Source organism: Pseudomonas sp. PA1(2017), assembly GCF_001945375.1.
Classification (GTDB): domain Bacteria; phylum Pseudomonadota; class Gammaproteobacteria; order Pseudomonadales; family Pseudomonadaceae; genus Aquipseudomonas.
The window spans coordinates 200,979-219,810 of the sequence record NZ_MSXU01000015.1 but is presented as its reverse complement, the minus strand read 5'-3'; the positions used below and the strand labels follow the sequence as shown (position 1 = coordinate 219,810).

Here is an 18,832-nt window from a genome sequence, read left to right as displayed (position 1 = left end):
TGCATCAGACGATGGTGAACAGCGGTTGATCGTATTCCACCGGCTGGCCGTTCTCGCCCAGGATGGATTCGATCGTGCCGCTGGTTTCGGCCTCGATGTGGTTCATCATCTTCATCGCTTCGACGATGCAGAGGATGTCGCCTTTCTTCACGGTCGAACCGACTTCAACGAAGTTGGCCGAAGTTGGCGAAGCGGCGCGGTAGAAGGTACCGACCATTGGCGAGCGCACCACGGTGCCGTTCAGCTTGGCGGCGGCCGGAGCAGCTTCAGCGGCAGCGGCTACTGGAGCAGCGGCGGCAGCGACCGGAGCGGGCGCCGGTGCGTAGGTCGGTTGTGCGTAAGCCGGTTGCTTGCCATGACGGCTGATGCGTACGGACTCTTCGCCCTCTTTGATTTCCAGCTCGTCGATGCCGGACTCTTCCAGCAGCTCGATCAGTTTTTTGACTTTGCGAATATCCATAGGTGTTCAACTCCCAGTCTGGTCAGGGTCGTTCAAGTTGTGTAAATGAACCGCCGCTTGAGCAGATTATGCGAAAGCTACTGCGCTCGGTCATGCTGCGTTAAAAACCGGCTCGGATGCGAGTCCAATCAAAAAGCTCATTTACAACTCGTAAACTGCGCTTTTTCGCCGCTTTTTGCCTTGCCTGACCTTCGCTCGCTACGCTTTCACATGATCTGTCATGGCGTCGGTTTCAGGTGTTTTTGCTCGCCAGGTTTTCCAGGGCCGCGTCGAGGGCCAGCCGATAACCGCTGGCGCCGAGACCGCAGATCACGCCTACCGCCACGTCGGAGAAGTAGGAGTGGTGCCGGAAAGGCTCGCGCTTGTGCACGTTGGACAGGTGCACTTCGATGAATGGGATGCTCACCGCCAGCAATGCGTCACGTAATGCGACGCTGGTGTGGGTGAAGGCTGCCGGGTTGATGATGATGAAGTCGACGCCCTCGCCGCGGGCGGCGTGGATGCGTTCGATCAGTTCGTACTCGGCGTTGCTCTGCAGGTGCAGCAGATGGTGGCCGGCTTCGCGGGCGCGTTGTTCCAGGTCGAGGTTGATCTGTTCCAGCGTGGTGGCGCCATAGGTGCCTGGCTCTCGGGTGCCGAGCAGGTTCAAATTGGGGCCGTGCAAAACCAGCAGGGTCGACATGATCCGGGCTTCCTTCTTTTTAGCTGCGCGGACTCTGCCAGAAGTGCCGTAGGGCTGTCCAGTTTTTGGGAGTAGTCAGCACGATCCGTGCAGGGTTGGCCGAATATGTGACCGAATTGCCTAGAATCGTTCTCGCGCGCTTCGCAGACGCTCGGAAAAGCCCTGTGCATCGATTTCCCCGACTACCCGCAATTCCTGCATTTCCTGCCCGTTGGCGGCGAACAACTGGATCGCCGGTGGCCCGAACAGGCCATAGCGATCCAGCAGCGCGCGCTGGGCGGCGGTGCTGTCGGTCATGTCGAAACGCAGCAGGCGATAGTCGGTCAATTGCGGGCCAATCTGCGGAGAATGGAACACTTCGCGCTCGATCTTTTTGCAACTGATGCACCAGTCGGCGTACCAGTCGAGCAATAGCGGCTGGCCGCTGCTCTTGGCCTCGGTTAACGCGGCGTCCAGCTCGGCAGGCGTGCTGACCGTCTGCCAGCTACCGGCGGTTTTCGATTGAGTGCTGGCGATATCGCCGGCGAGGGGCTGCAACGGATCGTCGTTGCCCTTCAGAGCGCCCGTCCAGGCCGCCAGTGCGTAGACCAGCAGTGCCAGCCCGAGCAGTTGGGCGAGCTTGCCGCGTCCATCTTTGGCGGTGAATTCCAGGGCGCCGAGGAACAGCGCGACGCCGGCGGCCAGCAGCCCCCACAGCGCCAGGGAAATCTGCCCCGGCAGCACCCGTTCGAGTAGCCATACCGAGACGCCCAGCAGCATCACGCCAAAGGCGTTGCGCACGGCGACCATCCAGGTGCCGGATTTGGGCAGCAGGGTGCCTCCACCTGCGGCGAAGATCACCAGCGGCGTGCCCATGCCCAGGCCCAGAGCGAACAATTGCAGGGCGCCGCCTGCGGCATCGCCGGTGCTGCTGATATAGAGGAGCAGCGCAGTGAACGGCGCGGTGATGCACGGTGAAACGATCAGGCTGGACAGCACGCCCAGCGTCGCCGCGCCGGCGATGGTGCCGCCTTGGGTCTGCGCGGCCTTGCGGTCCAGGCGTTCACGAACGAACGCCGGCAGGCGCAGTTCGAAGACGCCGAACATGGCCACCGCGAACAGCGCGAAGAACAGTGCGAAGGGCACCAGAATCCACGGCGACTGCAGCATGGCCTGCAGGTTGAGCTTGGCGCCGAACAACCCCATCAGCGCGCCGAGCGCGGCGTAGCAGGCGGCCATTGGCAGCACGTAGGCCAGCGATAACACCAGGCCGCGGCTCTTGCTCGGCTGGCCGCGTAGCACCACGCCGGAGAGAATCGGCAGCATGGGCAGCACACAAGGCGTGAAGGTCAGCGTCAGGCCGGCGGCGAACATCAGCGCCAGGTCGGTCCAGCTCCAGGTGGTTTTGCCGGTTGCGGGCGTACCTGCGCCATCGACCTGGGCGGCAGCAACGCCGCCATTGATGGCCAGCGTCTCGGTTTCCGGTGGATAGCACAGGCCCTTGTCCGCACAGCCCTGATAGGTGACGGCGAGGTTTAGCGGCTTGTCGTCCGGGTTGTTAAGTGGGATGTCGACATCCAGCACTTCATAGAACACCTGCACATCGCCGAAGTACTGATCGTTCTTGTGCAGACCTTCCGGCACCTCGACGGGCGCACCGGCCAGCGCGGCCGGTTCGATCTTGAATTTGAACTGGTGGCGATACAGGTAATAGCCCTCGGCCGCAACGAAACGCACTTTCGCAGACGTCGGCGAGCTGCTGACCAGGCTGAGTTTGAAGGCCTCGCGTACCGGCAGGAAGTCGTCGCTGTTGTTCAGTGCCTGGCCCAGCGGCGCGGCATTCGGGCGGCTGTCGAACACCCCAGCGCCGGCAGGCAGGACGACGAGCAACAGCAGCAGGCAGATAAGACGTGGCATGGGCATCTCGTGGGGCATTGATCGCGCCATGATAACGGAGCCAGCGATCCCTGCCATGGGGCGAGCTGCAACTGACGGTTGCGCCTGGCTTGAGGACGCCTGCCCTTGGGAGGAGCTGTGCGGCATAAGGCCGCGCAGGTGGCGGGTTCGTGGCGGGAACGGACGGCCGACCGACACTTGTGGGAGCGGGCCATGCCCGTGATTTTTCGCGCGCATGGCGCGCTCCCACAGTGGATCGGCAGAACGGCTGCTTCTGCCTTTTTCTTCGCTTACACGCGAAACGCCTGCACCGCCTGATCCAGCTGACCGCTCAGCGTCTGCAACTCTACGCTCTGCGCGCGGCCCTGGCCGATGCGTTGCAGGTTGTCGCCACCCAGCTGGTGAATGCGCTCGCTGTGGTCACGAATCTCGCTGACGGCGCTGCCCTGGTAGGCCGTTGCCTCGGCGATGCGCGCAGCCTTGCTGGCGATGGTGCCGATGGCGCCGACGATCTCGTCCAGCGCGCCATCGGCGGTGCGGGCCTGTTCGGCGGTCGCCTCGGCATGTTCGACCTGGCTTCTCATGGCCTGCACCGAGTCATTGGCGGCTTGCTGCAGGCGACCGATCACCTCCTGAATCTGCGCGGTGGCCGAGGTGGTGCGCAGCGATAGCGAGCGCACCTCGTCGGCGACCACGGCGAAACCGCGCCCGGCTTCACCGGCGCGCGCCGCCTCGATGGCTGCGTTGAGGGCCAACAGGTTGGTCTGTTCGGCGATGCTGCGGATCACCGTCAGCACGCTGCCGATGGTGGCGGTTTCCGTGGCCAGGTGCTCGATGGCCTGGGCATTGCCCTGCACCTCCTCGACCAGCGCATGCAGGCCGAAGAGGCTATTGCCGATTACCTTCTGGCCCTGGGCGAGGGCGCGGTCGGCATCGCGGCCGGCGGTGGCCGTCTGGCTGGCGTCGTCGGCCACTTGCAGGATGGTCGCCTCCAGCTCGCCCAATGCGTCGCGAATCTGCGCGGTATCGCTGGCCTGGCGCTCGGCACCCTCGTGCAGGCCGCTGCTCAGGTCGGCCAGGGTTCGGCTGGAGGCCGACACGTTGGCCGCGTGCTGATGAATGGTGCCGACCAGTTCGACCAGATAACGGCGCAGGCGATTGAGCGACTCTTCGATATCACGCAGTTCTCGGGTGTTGGTGGCCAGGTGGACCTCGCTGGCGAAATCCCCCTCCGCCCAGGCCGAGAGCGCCGGCACCAGGCGTTCGAGCAGGCGGCTGAGGCGGCGCTGCAGGGTATCGATGATCAGCGCGATGAGCAGGATCATCGCCACCATGATGCCGAGCATCAGCCGCACTTCGCCCTGGATGCGAGCATGCTCGGCGCGCACCTGAGGCTCCAGGGCGGTGAATGATTGCTGCACTGCATCCAGCCGGGCGCGGGTGGTGGCTGACAATTGTGCGCGCTGTTCGATCAGTGCCTGGGTGCGCGCCAGTTCACCCGGGTAGCGTGCCAGCAGGCTGTCGAGCTCACGTTTGAGGGCGATACCGCGATCTTGCGCTTGGTTCTCCTGGCTGTCGCTCGCCAGCTCCATCAACGAGGCGAAGGCATCGCTGGAGGCCGCTTGCTCCGTCACGCCGAGCAGCGACAGCCCGTTGATCCTGCCGGCCTGGGCCAGCAGCGCCTGCACTTCGCGTTCCACGTCGGCGGCCAGTTCGGCGCGCCCACTGCTGACCAGCTTGGTACGCGCCAGGGCCAGGCGGCTCAGATGCTGTGAGGCCTCGAACAGCGGCGCACGATAGGCGTTGGCGGTTTCGCCCTGGCCCTCGTCGGCGTAGCGCGCGAGCCCTGCCAAGGTATCGGCCATTTCCCGTTCGGCCTGGATCAGCAGCCCCTGTGGGTCGCCGGACAGTTTTCCGGCGGCGAGCAGTTGCTCGGCAGCGAATGCCTTCAGCTCGCCCAGGCTGCTGCCCAGGTCACCGGCAAGGCTGGTCGGCAGTTCATCGACATTGGCCTGTAACGCGTCGAGGTTCTGCAGGGCGGCGCTGTGGCGCAGGGCGTCGCCGCTGTCCAGATAGCCGAGAATGTTGCCGGCGGCCTCGCGCTGGAATTGTTGCGAGAGTTCCAGGTACTGCTCCATCAGCACGTAAGGGCGCTCCAATGCCCGCTGCGACCACCACAATGTGCAGGCCAGGGCAATGCCGATGCCGACCAGCAAGAGGGTGTTGAGGTTGGTGAGGGATTTGAGGCGCATGGGGCTGATTTGACGTCCGATCGATGCTGGCACTGCGCTATGCAGTGCGGCGATGCTCGGTACGTTATGGCGCCTTCATGACAGCGTGGTTACGCTTCAAGGTGCGTCGTGTTAATGACGCCATGCAACCGACATGCGGTTGCGCGTCAAGAGTAGCTCAGCCATAGGTTTCGACGCGGTTGCGACCGCCATTCTTGGCGCGGTACAGCGCCTCGTCGGCGCGTTGCGACAGGTGCTTGCTGTCCAGGTCATCGCCCAGTTCGGCGATACCGCAGCTGAAGGTGCAGCTCAGGTCATGGGGGTGCGCCGGGTAGTGGATCTCGGCAAAACGTGCGCGCACTTCGTCCAGCACCTTGGCGGCAGTCCTTGCATCGGTGTTGGGCATCACCACCGCGAACTCCTCGCCGCCGTAGCGGCCGATGCAGTCGCTCTTGCGCAAACGCTGTTTGAGAAACAGCGCCAGGCTCTTGATCACCCGGTCGCCCATGGGGTGGCCGTAGTTGTCGTTGACCTTCTTGAAGTAATCGATATCGATCATCGCGAAGCTCAGCGGTTGCTCATCGCGCTGGGCGCGAAAGCGAGCGTCTTCGAGCAGTTGCAGGGTGTGAGTATGGTTGAACAGCCCGGTGAGGCTGTCGCGTACCATTCGCGCCTTGAGGCTGCGGGCCCGGTCGGCGCGGTTGCGCACCGTGGCGATCAGGTGGCGCGGCTTGATCGGCTTGGTGAGGAAGTCGTCACCACCCTCGCTCATCGCGTCGAGCTGCTTGTCGAGGTCGTCTTCGGCGGACAGGTAGATGATCGGCACGCTGACGTAGCGATCGTTGTGGCGGATCACCTGGGCCAGTTCGGTGCCGTTGCAGGCCGGCATATACATGTCGAGGATGATCAGGTCCGGCTGGAACTCGGCCAGCTCGTCCATCGCCTGGATCGGCTCGGTGAGCGTGCGCGTGACGATGCCGGCGCTGTTGAGCACCCGCTCGGTATGGGTGGCCTGGGCGCGGGAGTCGTCGACGATCAGCACGCGGTAGGGCTCGTACTGTGCGACGTGGGTCAACACCTCGATGCGCTCCAGCAGGCTCGAGGCATCCATCGAGCCGGTGAAGAATTCGCGCCCGCCAGCGCGAACCGCGGCCAGGCGTGTCGGCGTGTCGGTGTCTTCGTGGCTGTAGAACAGCACCGGAATCTTTTCCTGCAGGCCTTCCTGAACGGCCTGGGCCAGTTGCAGGCCATTACCGGCGCCGGCGAAGTCGATTTCCATGACGATGGCCGCCGGGTGGCGCTCGAGCATCGCTGCGCGAAAGGCGTTGGCGGTGTCCAGCGGCTTGGCGTTCATGCCGAAGAATTCCAGTTGCTGCGCCAGGCGCTCGGCGCGCTCCAGATGCTGCAGGGCCAGATAAACGGGTTTGCGCAGGGGCGGCAGCGTGGTGTGCTCGAAACGGTCGCCGTGACGCAGGCCGGTGCGCGACAGGCGCTGCATCAGTTGGTTGAGCTCGCTGATCACTTCGCTGTTGAGGCGGCCCCGGTTGGCGTCCACCACGCCCAGGCAGGCGACGATGCGCTTGCCCAGTTCGCGGTGCTCGACCTGGTCGAAACGCTCGGCATAGCGCTGCAGCAGTTGCGCCGCTTCCTGCAGTTCCTGCATGCCAGCGTCGTTCCATTCGCCACGCTGCAGGCGCTGCCAGACTTCCAGAACCTGACGGGCCTGGTGGATCACCCGCTGGGCGAAGTGCTGTTTGAGTCGGTCGCGGCTGGGGTCTTCTTGCTCGGTCATGGCCTGTCAATCTGCATGTGGTGGCGTGGGCCTAGCGGTGATGGCCTCATGCTATCACTGGCCGGTTATTTTGCCATTCTCTTGACGCCATTGTTGTGAATCGTCCCGCAGCCTTGGCCATGGCATTTGCAGACTCTCGTCAAAGCGGCTGGTTCCGTACCGTTACGTCGTGAACAGCTTACTGCGCTGCGCAGCAGGGCAGCCTTCCCTTATAGTGGCAGCGTAGCCTCGATGCAGGCCATGGGGCGCTCAAGTATTAGCGCAACCCTCCCATGGGCCTGTGGTCGAAGCCCTGTACGTCGTTGATCAAAGGATAATCGCCATGCTCGATTGGAAGAACCGCACCACCGGCACCGCCCATGCCGATGACGGTGCCAGCTCTGGATCTCGCCGTCGCCTGGGCGGCGGGTTCGGCCGTGTCGTCATCGGTTTGCTGGGTATCTATCTGCTGGTGGCGCTGGTCGTCGGCTGGTACTGGAGCCAGGAGCCGGACCTGTTCCCGGTGCAACAGCGCGTGCAGGCCGCGGCTGAAAGCAGCCAGCGCCAGGTGGTCAACGGCTACACCACGGTGGAAACCCTCAAACAGGTCGCCCAGACCCTGCTCGACAAGCCGGGCGGCTACCTGTCCAACGACTTGGCGCCGCCGGGCCTGTGGCTCGACAACATGCCGAGCTGGGAATACGGCGTGTTGGTGCAGGTGCGCGATTTCTCCCGCGCGCTGCGCAAGGACTTCGCCCGTTCGCAATCGCAATCCACCGAGGACGGCGACCTGGCCCGTGCCGAGCCGCGTTTCAACTTCGACCATCGCAGTTGGGCGCTGCCGGCTGCCGAGTCCGAGTACCGCGAAGGCATCAACTCCCTGGACCGCTACCTCGCTCGCCTGTCCGAGCCGGGCCAGGGCGGCGCACGCTTCTACACCCGTGCCGACAACCTCAACAACTGGTTCGGCGACGTCGCTACCCGCCTGGGCTCGCTGTCCCAGCGCCTGTCGGCCAGCGTCGGCCAGGTGCGCCTGAACACCGAGGTGACCGAGACCACCGAACTGGCCGAAGGCCAGGTGCCAGAGGTGACCGAGCGCACCTACGAAACCCCATGGCTGCAGATCGACAACGTGTTCTACGAAGCACGCGGTCAGGCCTGGGCACTGTCGCACCTGCTGCGCGCCATCGAAGTCGATTTCGCCGACGTGCTGGCCAAGAAGAATGCCACCGTCAGCGTACGGCAGATCATTCGTGAGCTGGAGGCCGCCCAGGCCACGCTGTGGAGTCCTATGGTGCTCAATGGCAGCGGCTACGGCATCCTCGCCAATCACTCGCTGGTCATGGCGAACTACATCTCGCGGGCCAACGCTGCGGTGATCGACCTGCGTCAGCTGCTGTCCCAGGGCTGATCGATGGCTGCTGCCAACGCCGAGGTGGCGCACCGCGCCGCCTCGGACGCCGAGCTGATCGCCTGGGTCGACGAACATGACGACGTGCTCGGCGCGCTGCCCCGGGCGGAACTGCGTCAGCGCGGCCTGATCGGTCGCGGCACCTTCATCCTGCTGTTCAATGCTGCCGGTGAGCTGTGCGTGCACCGGCGCACCCTGAGCAAGGCGGTCTATCCCGGGTTCTGGGATATTGCCGCCGGCGGTATGGTGGCGGCGGGCGAAGGCTACGCGCAGTCGGCCGAGCGCGAGCTAGCCGAAGAGTTGGGCATCCGCGATGCGGTGCTGCGCGACCATGGCCGCTTCTTCTTCGACCAGCCGGAGAACCGTATCTGGTGCGCAGTTTTCTCGGCCGTCTCCGACGCGCCGCTGGTGCTACAGCCCGAAGAGGTTCTGGAGGCGCGCTTCATGACCCTCGAAGCGGCGCAGCGCGATACCGAGCTCAAGCCCTATTGCCCCGACTCGCTGCAGGCGCTGCAGCACTATCTCGCCAATCGCTGATCACCCCGTGGAGTCGCCAATCCATCAGGGGTTGGCGCATTTCGCTTCTTAGCATTGCCGGCCTTTGTCGTTACACTGCGCCGCTCCCATCCACTGAGGAAAAAACGCGGTGGCCAAGAAAGCCTCTTCATTCGCCGGCCTCGGTGGCCTGGTGTTTTCCACGGACGCAGGCCGGCATTGCCCGGATTGCTCGCAGCCGGTGGACGCCTGTACCTGTTCGCGCACGGCGATTCCCGAGGGCGACGGCATTGCCCGGGTGCGCCGTGAGACCAAAGGCCGCGGCGGCAAAACGGTGACTACCGTCACGGGCGTGCCCCTGGCCGAAGAGCCGCTCAAGGAGCTGGCCTCTGCGCTGAAGAAACGCTGTGGTTGCGGTGGTGCGCTGAAAGATGGCGTTATCGAAATCCAGGGCGACCATGTCGAACTGCTGCTCGCCGAGTTGATCAAGCGCGGTTTCAAAGCCAAGAAGTCCGGCGGCTGAATGCCGCTACCCGTGACTATCTAAACTTACTCACTGCTCGGCCAGTCCACTGCCGAGCAATCGTCATTTCCAGGCTCTATGCTCGCCCGACCGTATCGACAGCATCAGCCTATCTGCTACAGGGGAACCCTCGATGGCCGCACGACGCACACGCAAGGACGATGGAAGCCAATGGACGGTGGCCGACAGCCGCAGTGTCTATGGCATCCGCCATTGGGGCGCGGGTTACTTCTCGATCAACGACGCCGGCCGCGTCGAAGTGCGCCCCAACGGCCCGGGCAGCACGCCCATCGATCTCCATGAGCAGGTCGAGGAGCTGCGCCAGAGCGGCCTGTCGCTGCCGTTGCTGGTGCGTTTCCCCGACATCCTGCAGGACCGCGTACGCAAGCTCACTGGCGCTTTCGACGCCAGCATCGCGCGCCTGGAGTACGGCAATCGCTACACCGCGCTGTACCCGATCAAGGTCAACCAGCAGGAAGCGGTGGTGGAGAACATCATCGCCACCGAGAACGTTTCAATCGGCCTGGAAGCCGGCTCCAAGCCCGAGCTGCTGGCCGTCCTGGCGCTGGCGCCGAAGGGCGGCACCATCGTCTGCAACGGCTACAAGGATCGCGAGTTCATCCGCCTGGCGCTGATGGGCCAGAAGCTTGGCCACAACGTGTTCATCGTCATCGAGAAGGAGTCGGAAGTCGCCCTGGTGATCGACGAGGCCGCCGAGCTCAAGGTAGCCCCGCAGATCGGTCTGCGCGTGCGTCTGTCGTCCCTGGCATCGAGCAAGTGGGCGGATACCGGAGGCGAGAAGTCCAAGTTCGGCCTGTCCGCCGCGCAGTTGCTGTCGGTGGTCGAGCGTTTCCGCAAGGCCGGCCTGGATCAGGGCATCCGCCTGCTGCACTTCCATATGGGCTCGCAGATCGCCAACATCGCCGACTACCGCAAGGGCTTTCGCGAAGCCATCCGCTATTACGGCGAACTGCGCGCGCTGGGCCTGCCGGTCGACCATATCGATGTGGGCGGCGGCCTGGGCGTGGACTACGACGGCACCCACTCGCGCAACGCCAGCTCGATCAACTACGACATGGAAGACTACGCCGACGCGGTGGTCGACATGCTCAAGGAATTCTGCGACCGCCAGGAAATCCCCCACCCGCACATCTTCTCCGAGAGCGGCCGGGCGATGACCGCGCACCATGCCGTGCTGCTGGTGCAGGTCACGGACGTCGAGCGCCACAACGACGACGTGCCGGAAATCGACCGCAGCATCGAACAGCCCGAAGTGCTGCAGGTGCTGATCGATCTGCTCGACGACAGCGACCCGGAAATGGTCGCCGAAACCTACTGGCGCGCCACCCACTACGTCAGTGAAGCTGCCGGGCAATACTCCGCCGGCAAGCTCGACCTGCCGCAGAAGGCCCTGGCCGAGCAGTGCTATTTCTCGATCTGCCGCCGCCTGTACAACCAGCTCAAGGCCCGCCAGCGTTCCCATCGTCAGGTGCTCGACGAGCTCAACGACAAGCTGGCCGACAAGTACATCTGTAACTTCTCGGTATTCCAGAGCCTGCCGGACACCTGGGCCATCGGCCAGATCCTGCCGATCCTGCCGCTCAACCGCCTGGACGAGGAGCCGCTGCGCCGCGCGGTGCTGCAGGACCTGACCTGCGACTCGGACGGCAAGATCAACCAGTACGTCGACGAGCAGTCCATCGAAACCAGCCTGCCGGTGCACGAGCTGCGTGATGGCGAGGATTACGTGCTGGGCATCTTCCTGGTCGGCGCCTATCAGGAAATTCTCGGCGACATGCACAACCTGTTCGGTGACACCGACTCGGTGAACATCTACCAGAACGCCGACGGCAGCATCTGCCACGCCGGTATCGAGACCCACGACACCATCGAGGACATGCTGCGTTACGTGCACCTGTCGCCCGAGGAACTGATGACCCACTACCGTGACAAGGTCGCCAGCGCGCGCATCAGCGCCCGTGAGCGTACCCAGTTCCTGGATGCTCTGCGCCTGGGGCTGACGCGCTCTTCGTACCTGTCGTACTGAAGGCATCCGCATCGCTGAACGGCGGGAGCGATCCCGCCGGGGAGAACGGCCATGAAGCGTTTCGCGACCCTGCTGCTCTCGGCGCTGCCGCTGCTGGCCCATGCCAGCGAGGATCCGCTTGAGGCTGAGCGCTGGAAGACCCGGCCGCTGATCGTACTGGCCCCCAGCGCCGATGATCCCCTGCTGATGCGGGTGCAGGCCGCGTTGCGTGAGCCGGCCAACCGCGAGGCGTTCGTCGAGCGCGACATGGTGCTCTATACCGTGATCGGCAAGCAGGGGCAGCGTAACGAGCAGCCGCTGGATGCCATCGCCACCAAGCGCCTGCTGCTGGCGCTGGACGCCGGCAATGCCCGGCCCCAGGTGATTCTAGTCGGCAAGGATGGTGGCAAGAAGATCCAGCAGGGCGCCGATGCCGATCTGCAGGCGATCTTCCGCACCATCGACCGCATGCCCATGCGGCAAGGCGAATGACTCGCTGAAAGATGGACCAATGACTTTAAGTCATCTTGGTTCTATTGAGTGGGCTATGTGCTGAGTAATCTGGCGTCCATCCGATACCGAGGATGCCACCATGTCTCATCCCATTACCCTGCGCGCCGTGCAGGATCCCGTCCAGTGTCTGGCCTGCTTTGCGCTGATGCGTGAGCTACGTCCCCATCTCGTCGATGCTCAGGCCTTCGTCGCCCAGGTACAGCGCCAGGCCAGTCAGGGCTATCGGCTGCTGGCCGCCTGGCAAGGCGATCAGGTGGTCGGTCTGGCCGGCTACCGGCTGCAGGAAAATACCCTGTACGGACGCTTCGTCTATGTCGATGACCTGATCGTGTTGCCCACCGAGCAGCGCAGCGGCGTCGGTGGCCTGTTGATCGAGGCGGTGCGCCGCGAAGCGATCGACAGCCGCCACGCTCATCTGGTGCTCGACACGGCCCTGGGCAACGCGTTCGGCCAGCGCTTCTACTACCGTCAGGGCTTGCTGGCGCGGGGCCTGCACTTCGTCGAAGTGCTGCCGCAGGTGGCCGCATGAAGCGCATCCTGCTGCTCGAATGCAGCCCTCATCGGCAAAACGCCTGCGGTAGCCACTTGGCGCGCCGGCTGATCGCCACGCGCTGGCCCGAGGCCGAATTGTTGGAGCGCGATCTGGTTGGCGAACCGCTGCCACCGCTAGGCGCCGACTATGCAACCGCATTGACCGGCAACGCGGCCTTCGATGCGCCGGGCTTCGCCTGCTCGGAAACGCTGATCGCCGAGCTGGAGGCCTGCGACTGCCTGATCATCGTCACGCCGATGCACAACTTCACGGTGCCGGCCGCGCTCAAGCTGTGGATCGATTACGTGCTGCGCATTCACCGCAGCTTCGCCGCCACGCCCCAGGGCAAGGTCGGCCTGCTGCAGGACCGGCCGACCCTGGTGCTGGTCAGTGCCGGTGGCTTCTATCAGGGGCCGCGAGCCCGGCAGCCGGATTTTCTCACGGCCTACCTGCGCCACGTGCTGAGCACCCTGGGCATTACCGAGGTGGCTTTCGTTCACCTGCAAGGCCTGGCCCATGGCCGCGACGCGATACAGGCGGCCCTCGACGACGCGATACCGCAACTGCAACGCACCACCCGTTTCTATTTCGACTCTGCTACGGAGATTGCCCCATGAGTACCTTACGCCTGCCCTACAGCCAACTCTCGCCAGACATTTACAAGGGCCTGTTGGCCGCCAAGAAAGCCCTGGCCGGCAGCAGCCTGGGCCTGCCGCTGATCGAGCTGGTTTACCTGCGCATCTCGCAGATCAACGGCTGCGCCTTCTGCCTGGAGATGCACGCCAAGGCGCTGCGCGACGGCGGCACGCCCCAGGCGAAGCTCGACAGCCTGGCGGGCTGGCATATCAGTGGGCACTTCAGTGAGGCCGAGCGGGCTGCACTGGCCTGGGCCGAATCGCTCACCGACATCGCCCGCACCCATGCGCCGGATGAAGTCTTCGAGCCGCTCAAGGCGCATTTCGATGACGTGCAGATCAGTGACCTGTCCTATGCCATTTCGCTGATGAATGCCTTCAATCGTTTGGCCATCGGCATGCGGCAGTAAAGAAGATAGGTAGCCCAAGTCGAGCGAAGCGACACCCGGGAAAGCCAACCTGGGTATCGCTTCGCTCAACCCAGGCTACGGGATTGCTGGTCAACTGCTTGCCCGATCCGCCAACAAACTCCGGTCGAACACGAACACACCCTCGGCCTGTTCGGTCAGCTCCCACAATTGCTGGGGGCGGCCCATTTTCGGAAAGTTCTTCTCGCCGGTGTCGCGGATCCAGCCGGCGTCCTTCATCTTTTCCAGGCGCTTGCGCAGCGAGGTGTTGTTGATCGTCGTGCCCAGGCAGGCCTGGGCGGCGTTCAGGGCATCGAGCACGGTGAAGCGTGGCGGCGCCAGGTACAGCGGCAGGCTGGTGTAGACGGATTTGCCCGCCAGGCGCTCGACGCTCAGGCGCACCAGTTGGCGGTGATCGAAGGGCAGGGCGAGGCGCCCGTCCAGCAACTCGTCGAGTGGCACGAAGCGCAGGCCGTCGTCAGCGGTCTCGGTATCCGGTGCCAGCAGGGCCAGGTAATAGGTGCTCATCGACCAGCCACGGGGATCACGCTCGGCACTGCCCTCGGTGCCGACCTGTTCGAGGTGGCGCGGCAACACCTGGGCCTTGTCGCGCAGCACGCGGTGGGCGGCGGCTTCGAGGTTGGCGTCGCGGGTGCTGCCATTGACGATCACCCCCGGCAGCGCCCATTGGCCCAGAAACGGTTCGCGCTCGCGGCGGTGCAGCAGCACATGCAGCCCGCGGCTCTCGGCATCCAGGCGCAGGGCGATCAGATCCACGCTTGCCAATACCTCAACAGAACTCAAACGGACCTCCTGTAAATCGTCATCTCGCTGTGGATCTCCGGCAACTGCCAGGCCTCGGGGATCGCTTGCCCGGCGGCGATCATCGCCCGAATCGCGCTGCTGTGCACGGTCATCTCCTCACCGGCGACCAACAGGCCGAAGCGCTGGCGCAGCTCGGCGGCGCGGTAAAAGGTCGTTAGCCGCGTGCAGTTGTCTTCGCCAATCACCAGCGCCAGGCGCTCGGTGGGTAGCCCATGGCGTTCGGCCAGGCAACTGAGCAGGTCATAGCTGTAGATCACCCGGCCATCGGCGCCCAGCTCGCGTTCCAGGCTGCAGCAGCGTACCCGATCACCGAAACGCGCGGCCAGGCGCTCGACCCAGGCGCAGCGCAGGTCGAAGTCTGCCATGCGCTTGGCGTCGGCATGGCGATAGCTGGGCACCACCAGTACCTGCTCGCTGGTTTCCAATACCCGGCGGATCACGCTGGCATGGCCCGCGTGGGGCGGGTCGAAGGCGCCGCCGTAGACGGCCAACGCGAAGCGTTGCGGCGCTGGTTCATCGTGGCTTGCCGCGAAGCACTGCAGAGGCGAGGGCTGCATGGTGATTCTCCTTGCAGGTGGGTGTTGACATACATAATACACCTGGTGGAATATGTGTCCACCCCGCAGCGATGCGGCTCCATGTAGAGGAGGTGCCAGATGAAGATCGCCACGTTCGATGTCGATGCGCAAAAGGGCTTCACCAGCCTGTGCCCCGATGAGTTGCCGGTGGCCGGCGGCCATGAGATCGCCGCGCCGCTCAACGACATGGCGCGTCGTGGCACCCTGCGCCTGGGCAGCAAGGACGCCCATGCCCCCAACGCCCTGTGGGTGGTCGACAGCCACGACCAGATGCTGCAGCCCCTGAGCCACGCCAACGCCGATCTGACCTGGGTCAGCCACTGCGTGCCGGGTACGCCTGGCTTCGAGCTGCTCGATGAGCTGCCGGCGCCAATCGACTATGACTTCTTCGTGTGGAAGGGTGTCGAACCTGATCTGCACCCTTACGGCGCCTGCTTCCACGATCTGGCCGGCAAGCGCAGCACGGGCGCCATCGAGTACCTGAAGGTGGCCGGTGTCGAGGCCGTGGTGGTCGGCGGGCTGGCCCTGGACTTCTGCGTGAAGAACACCGCGCTGCAACTGCGTAGCGCCGGCCTCGAGGTGTTGCTGTATCTTCCGGCGTGCCGGGCCATTTCCGAAGCCGGCGCGACGCAAGCCATCGATCAGATGCGCGCGCAGGGCATCATCATCTGCGCCGATTGCGGAGCGCTCGACAACGAGCTGGCCCGCCTCGAGGAGAGTGACCATGAGTGAGAGCGTATTCGCCCCCAGCATCATCCAGAACCTGCTGGACACCGATTTCTACAAGCTGACCATGATGCAGGCGGTGCTGCACAACTACCCCAACGCCGAAGTGGAGTGGGAGTTTCGCTGCCGCAGCAACGAGGACCTGACGCCCTACCTGGCCGAGATCCGCTACCAGATCGAACAGTTGGTCAACACCTCGATCACCCCGGATCAATTGGCCTACCTGGAGAAGATCCCGTTCATCAAGGCCGACTTCATCCGCTTCCTCAGCCTGTTCCGCTTCAACATGCGCTACGTGCATGTCGGCACCGACGACGCCGGCCAACTGGCGATCCGCGTGCGCGGCCCATGGCTGCACGTGATCCTCTACGAGATCCCGCTGCTGGCGATCATCTCCGAGGTACGCAACCGCTATCGCTACCGCGAAGTGGTGATCGAGCAGGTGCGCGAGCAGCTGTATCGCAAGCTCGACTGGCTCAAGGGCGAAGCCACTGCCGATGAACTGGCGGGCTTCCAGGTGGCCGATTTCGGTACCCGCCGGCGCTTCTCCTACCGTGTGCAGGAGGAAGTGGTGAACATCCTCAAGCATGATTTTCCGGGCCGTTTCGTCGGCACCAGCAACGTGCACCTGGCCCGCGAGCTGGAGCTGCGGCCTCTGGGCACCATGGCCCACGAATGGTTCATGGCTCACCAGCAGCTCGGCCCGCGGCTGATCGACAGCCAGAAGGTGGCGCTGGAGTGCTGGGTCAAGGAGTACCGCGGCCTGCTCGGGGTTGCCCTGACCGACACCATCGGCATGGACAGCTTCCTCGGCGACTTCGATCTGTACTTCGCCAAGCTGTTCGACGGCCTGCGCCACGACTCCGGCGACCCGCTGCTGTGGGCCGAAAAAGCCATCGCCCACTACGAGAAGCTGGGCATCGACCCGATGAGCAAGACGCTGATCTTCTCCGACGGCCTGACCCTGCCCAAGGCGCTTGAACTGTACCGCGCGCTGCATGATCGCATTCATGTGAGCTTCGGCATCGGCACCAACCTGACCTGCGACATCCCCGGTGTCGAGCCGATGAATATCGTCATCAAGATGATCGACTGCAACGGCCAGCCGGTGGCGAAGATCTCCGACACGCCGGGCAAGACCCAGTGTCGCGACCCGAACTTCGTCACCTACCTCAAACACGTTTTTCGTATCGACGCGAATCAGGGAGCTTCCTCATGAGCAATCGCCAAGCTGAAATCGCCAACGCCCTGGGCGTGATCGCGCCCTTCACCTCGGACGCCGACGTTGACGCCGAGATCGTCAAGCGCATCGCCTTCATCAAGAACACCCTGACCGCCTCGCGCACCAAGGTGCTGGTGCTCGGCATCAGCGGTGGTGTGGACTCCTCGGCGGCTGGCCGCCTGGCGCAGCTGAGCGTCGAGCAACTGCGCAGCGAGACGGGCGATCAGGCCTACCGCTTCGTCGCCATCCGCCTGCCGCACAACGTGCAGCACGACGAGTCCGACGCCCAGGCCGCGTTGGCCTTCATCGCCGCCGACGAAGTGCAGACCATCGACATCGCCCCGGCGGTCTCCGGCCTGGCCAAGCAGATCGGCGAGCTGGGTGAGCTGACCTCGGCGCGCCGCGACTTCGTGCTCGGCAACACCAAGGCGCGCATGCGCATGCTGGCCCAATACACCGTAGCCAACGCCCGCAACGGCCTGGTGATCGGCACCGACCACGCCGCCGAAGCGGTGATGGGCTTCTTCACCAAGTTCGGCGACGGCGCCTGCGACCTCGCGCCGCTCAGCGGCCTGGTCAAGGGCCAGGTACGGCGCATCGCCGAACGCCTGGGCGCGCCGGCGTCGGTGTTCTCGAAAGTGCCGACCGCCGACCTGGAAGACGAACGCCCCGGCATCCCGGACGAGCAGGTGCACGGCGTCAGCTACGAAGACATCGACGCCTTCCTGCAGGGCAAGCCGGTCAGCGACACCGCCTACCAGGCGATCGTGCAGACCTACGACAAGACCCAGCACAAGCGCGAGCTACCCTTGGTGCCCTAAGTGCATACCAATGCGCCTCTTTCACTGGGGCGCGTCTGCTGCGGGTGGGCGAAACGCCGTCATATCGCGCAAGCAGAACGCAACGAATTGATTTGCAGCCGGAGACAGATGACGGCCCGCGCGGGTGATCAGGTGAGCTTCGGCACTTTTCAGGGTGTCGTCGAGAATGGGTATGGCATGCAGCTCCCCCAGTGAAAGCTCGTGGGATATCGAGAAGGGGGGAAGCAGCGTGATGCCTTGGCCTGTGGCGACGAAGGCCTTGAGCACGGAAATCTGATTGGTGGTCAGGACTGCATCGAGGCGAACTTTCCGTGAATATTCCACATGGCCCAGTAGCTGACGAATCCCGTAGCTTCCATTCATCAGTGCAACTGGCCAGCGAGTCAGCTCCTCGAATTGCAAATGGGGAGCGTTGCGTAGCGCGTGGCTGTTGCCGACGACGGCGCACATCGGCTGTACGCAAGCGCCGCGCGTGACAATGCGTGAGTCCGCAGGGGCGTTGTAGACGAGCCCCAATTCGGCATCGTCTTCGCTGATGCGCCGCAGGATTTCGGTGGTGCCGGTAATATCCACCGACACCGTGATTTCCGGATACTGCTGACGAAATCGCCTCAGTGGCCCGCGCACCAGGTCCTGTACGAAACCTTCTCCGGTGACCACCGAAACCGACCCACTACGCAGGCCGCGCATGAGGTCGATCTTCGACAGCATATCGGAGCGGTGGGCCTGTTGTTGCCGTGCGTAGTCGATCAGCAGAAGCCCCGCAGGCGTGGGCACGATTCCCCTTCGATTTCGCTCGAGCAGAGCAACGCTCAATTCCTCCTCAAGTAACGCAATCTGCCGGCTGACTGCCGAAGGCGCAATGGCCATCTTCTCGGCTGCGGCGCGAATGGTGCCGCACTTCACCGCCTCGTAGAGGTAGATCAGCCGCTGTTCGTGAAAGGACTGCATGGATTATTCCTCCACCTGGTTACCGGGCGAGCGGCCGCTGAAAAACTCTGGTCAAGCCGCAGACGGCGAGGGACAGCCTTCGCTCTGTGTTCTAAAAAACAGAACAAAATACATCAAATGCGATATTTCATCGTTGCTAAATTCCGCT

General features: G+C 64.0%; 19 protein-coding genes. 11 read left to right on the top strand and 8 right to left on the bottom strand.

From position 1 onward, the window contains the following. Positions 1-4: 4 nt before the first annotated feature. The 5 genes from accB to BVH01_RS21635 form a co-directional block, all read right to left on the bottom strand. Positions 5-460, bottom strand: coding sequence for an acetyl-CoA carboxylase biotin carboxyl carrier protein (gene accB, locus BVH01_RS21655; RefSeq protein ID WP_075932305.1), 456 nt, complete (start codon positions 458-460; stop codon positions 5-7). A gap of 232 nt (positions 461-692) precedes the next feature. Continuing rightward, positions 693-1,142, bottom strand: coding sequence for a type II 3-dehydroquinate dehydratase (aroQ, locus tag BVH01_RS21650; RefSeq protein WP_027904932.1), 450 nt, complete (start codon positions 1,140-1,142; stop codon positions 693-695). A gap of 120 nt (positions 1,143-1,262) precedes the next feature. Further along, complete coding sequence (locus BVH01_RS21645) at positions 1,263-3,038, bottom strand: protein-disulfide reductase DsbD (RefSeq protein WP_083659520.1); 1,776 nt, start codon at positions 3,036-3,038, stop codon at positions 1,263-1,265. A 269-nt stretch (positions 3,039-3,307) separates the two neighbouring features. Continuing rightward, a complete protein-coding gene (locus BVH01_RS21640; RefSeq protein ID WP_075932304.1) occupies positions 3,308-5,269 on the bottom strand; it encodes a methyl-accepting chemotaxis protein in 1,962 nt (653 codons plus the stop codon). A gap of 157 nt (positions 5,270-5,426) precedes the next feature. After that, positions 5,427-7,040: a PleD family two-component system response regulator gene (locus BVH01_RS21635; RefSeq protein ID WP_075932303.1), complete on the bottom strand. Its 1,614-nt coding sequence runs from the start codon at positions 7,038-7,040 to the stop codon at positions 5,427-5,429. Between the two features lie 322 nt (positions 7,041-7,362). On the opposite strand from BVH01_RS21635, the gene BVH01_RS21630 reads away from it, so the two are divergent. The 8 genes from BVH01_RS21630 to BVH01_RS21595 all read left to right on the top strand — a co-directional run bounded on the left by BVH01_RS21630 (position 7,363) and on the right by BVH01_RS21595 (position 13,564). Further along, complete coding sequence (locus tag BVH01_RS21630) at positions 7,363-8,430, top strand: DUF2333 family protein (protein WP_075932302.1); 1,068 nt, start codon at positions 7,363-7,365, stop codon at positions 8,428-8,430. A gap of 3 nt (positions 8,431-8,433) precedes the next feature. Beyond that, entirely contained in the window at positions 8,434-8,967 is a 534-nt protein-coding gene (locus BVH01_RS21625; RefSeq protein ID WP_075932301.1) for an NUDIX hydrolase, read from the top strand. Positions 8,968-9,076: 109 nt separating this feature from the next. Then, positions 9,077-9,448 (top strand): translation initiation factor Sui1, encoded by a 372-nt coding sequence (locus tag BVH01_RS21620; protein WP_075932300.1) that lies wholly within the window; start codon positions 9,077-9,079, stop codon positions 9,446-9,448. Positions 9,449-9,581: 133 nt separating this feature from the next. After that, on the top strand, positions 9,582-11,495 hold the full coding sequence (gene speA, locus BVH01_RS21615) for an arginine decarboxylase (protein WP_075932299.1): 1,914 nt from the start codon (positions 9,582-9,584) through the stop codon (positions 11,493-11,495). Between the two features lie 51 nt (positions 11,496-11,546). After that, entirely contained in the window at positions 11,547-11,966 is a 420-nt protein-coding gene (locus tag BVH01_RS21610; protein ID WP_075932298.1) for a DUF4174 domain-containing protein, read from the top strand. 100 nt (positions 11,967-12,066) lie between these two features. Further along, the gene (locus BVH01_RS21605; protein ID WP_075932297.1) at positions 12,067-12,516 is read left to right on the top strand and encodes a GNAT family N-acetyltransferase; all 450 of its coding nucleotides are present in this window, start codon (positions 12,067-12,069) and stop codon (positions 12,514-12,516) included. Then, positions 12,513-13,136 carry an FMN-dependent NADH-azoreductase gene (locus BVH01_RS21600; protein WP_075932296.1) on the top strand — a complete coding sequence of 208 codons (624 nt, stop codon included), beginning with the start codon at positions 12,513-12,515 and terminating at the stop codon, positions 13,134-13,136. The genes BVH01_RS21605 and BVH01_RS21600 overlap by 4 nt, the downstream gene beginning before the upstream one ends. After that, a complete protein-coding gene (locus BVH01_RS21595; RefSeq protein ID WP_075932295.1) occupies positions 13,133-13,564 on the top strand; it encodes a carboxymuconolactone decarboxylase family protein in 432 nt (143 codons plus the stop codon). The genes BVH01_RS21600 and BVH01_RS21595 overlap by 4 nt, the downstream gene beginning before the upstream one ends. Positions 13,565-13,654: 90 nt before the next feature. On the opposite strand, the gene BVH01_RS21590 is transcribed toward BVH01_RS21595, so the two are convergent. Continuing rightward, a complete protein-coding gene (locus BVH01_RS21590; protein WP_075932294.1) occupies positions 13,655-14,365 on the bottom strand; it encodes an NUDIX domain-containing protein in 711 nt (236 codons plus the stop codon). Then, positions 14,362-14,943: an adenylyltransferase/cytidyltransferase family protein gene (locus BVH01_RS21585; RefSeq protein ID WP_075932293.1), complete on the bottom strand. Its 582-nt coding sequence runs from the start codon at positions 14,941-14,943 to the stop codon at positions 14,362-14,364. The genes BVH01_RS21590 and BVH01_RS21585 overlap by 4 nt, the downstream gene beginning before the upstream one ends. A 99-nt stretch (positions 14,944-15,042) precedes the next feature. Between BVH01_RS21585 and BVH01_RS21580 the strand changes: the two genes are divergently transcribed. The 3 genes from BVH01_RS21580 to nadE are packed head-to-tail and all read left to right on the top strand — an operon-like array spanning position 15,043 to position 17,733. Then, entirely contained in the window at positions 15,043-15,696 is a 654-nt protein-coding gene (locus tag BVH01_RS21580) for an isochorismatase family protein (RefSeq protein WP_075932292.1), read from the top strand. Further along, positions 15,689-16,909 carry a nicotinate phosphoribosyltransferase gene (gene pncB, locus BVH01_RS21575; RefSeq protein ID WP_075932291.1) on the top strand — a complete coding sequence of 407 codons (1,221 nt, stop codon included), beginning with the start codon at positions 15,689-15,691 and terminating at the stop codon, positions 16,907-16,909. Before BVH01_RS21580 ends, pncB begins: the two co-directional genes overlap by 8 nt. Further along, entirely contained in the window at positions 16,906-17,733 is an 828-nt protein-coding gene (gene nadE, locus BVH01_RS21570; protein WP_075932290.1) for an ammonia-dependent NAD(+) synthetase, read from the top strand. The genes pncB and nadE overlap by 4 nt, the downstream gene beginning before the upstream one ends. Positions 17,734-17,754: 21 nt before the next feature. Here nadE and BVH01_RS21565 read toward each other — a convergent pair whose 3' ends face one another. After that, the gene (locus BVH01_RS21565; protein ID WP_075932289.1) at positions 17,755-18,684 is read right to left on the bottom strand and encodes a LysR family transcriptional regulator; all 930 of its coding nucleotides are present in this window, start codon (positions 18,682-18,684) and stop codon (positions 17,755-17,757) included. Between the last annotated feature and the right edge of the window lie 148 nt (positions 18,685-18,832).

Bases quoted from the DNA above. Each gene is read 5' to 3' on its own strand.
- accB (WP_075932305.1), bottom strand. From the start codon at position 460: ATGGATATTCGCAAAGTCAAAAAACTGATCGAGCTGCTGGAAGAGTCC.
- aroQ (WP_027904932.1), bottom strand. From the start codon at position 1,142: ATGTCGACCCTGCTGGTTTTGCACGGCCCCAATTTGAACCTGCTCGGC.
- BVH01_RS21645 (WP_083659520.1), bottom strand. From the start codon at position 3,038: ATGCCACGTCTTATCTGCCTGCTGCTGTTGCTCGTCGTCCTGCCTGCC.
- BVH01_RS21640 (WP_075932304.1), bottom strand. From the start codon at position 5,269: ATGCGCCTCAAATCCCTCACCAACCTCAACACCCTCTTGCTGGTCGGC.
- BVH01_RS21635 (WP_075932303.1), bottom strand. From the start codon at position 7,040: ATGACCGAGCAAGAAGACCCCAGCCGCGACCGACTCAAACAGCACTTC.
- BVH01_RS21630 (WP_075932302.1), top strand. From the start codon at position 7,363: ATGCTCGATTGGAAGAACCGCACCACCGGCACCGCCCATGCCGATGAC.
- BVH01_RS21625 (WP_075932301.1), top strand. From the start codon at position 8,434: ATGGCTGCTGCCAACGCCGAGGTGGCGCACCGCGCCGCCTCGGACGCC.
- speA (WP_075932299.1), top strand. From the start codon at position 9,582: ATGGCCGCACGACGCACACGCAAGGACGATGGAAGCCAATGGACGGTG.
- BVH01_RS21610 (WP_075932298.1), top strand. From the start codon at position 11,547: ATGAAGCGTTTCGCGACCCTGCTGCTCTCGGCGCTGCCGCTGCTGGCC.
- BVH01_RS21605 (WP_075932297.1), top strand. From the start codon at position 12,067: ATGTCTCATCCCATTACCCTGCGCGCCGTGCAGGATCCCGTCCAGTGT.
- BVH01_RS21600 (WP_075932296.1), top strand. From the start codon at position 12,513: ATGAAGCGCATCCTGCTGCTCGAATGCAGCCCTCATCGGCAAAACGCC.
- BVH01_RS21595 (WP_075932295.1), top strand. From the start codon at position 13,133: ATGAGTACCTTACGCCTGCCCTACAGCCAACTCTCGCCAGACATTTAC.
- BVH01_RS21585 (WP_075932293.1), bottom strand. From the start codon at position 14,943: ATGCAGCCCTCGCCTCTGCAGTGCTTCGCGGCAAGCCACGATGAACCA.
- BVH01_RS21580 (WP_075932292.1), top strand. From the start codon at position 15,043: ATGAAGATCGCCACGTTCGATGTCGATGCGCAAAAGGGCTTCACCAGC.
- pncB (WP_075932291.1), top strand. From the start codon at position 15,689: ATGAGTGAGAGCGTATTCGCCCCCAGCATCATCCAGAACCTGCTGGAC.
- nadE (WP_075932290.1), top strand. From the start codon at position 16,906: ATGAGCAATCGCCAAGCTGAAATCGCCAACGCCCTGGGCGTGATCGCG.
- BVH01_RS21565 (WP_075932289.1), bottom strand. From the start codon at position 18,684: ATGCAGTCCTTTCACGAACAGCGGCTGATCTACCTCTACGAGGCGGTG.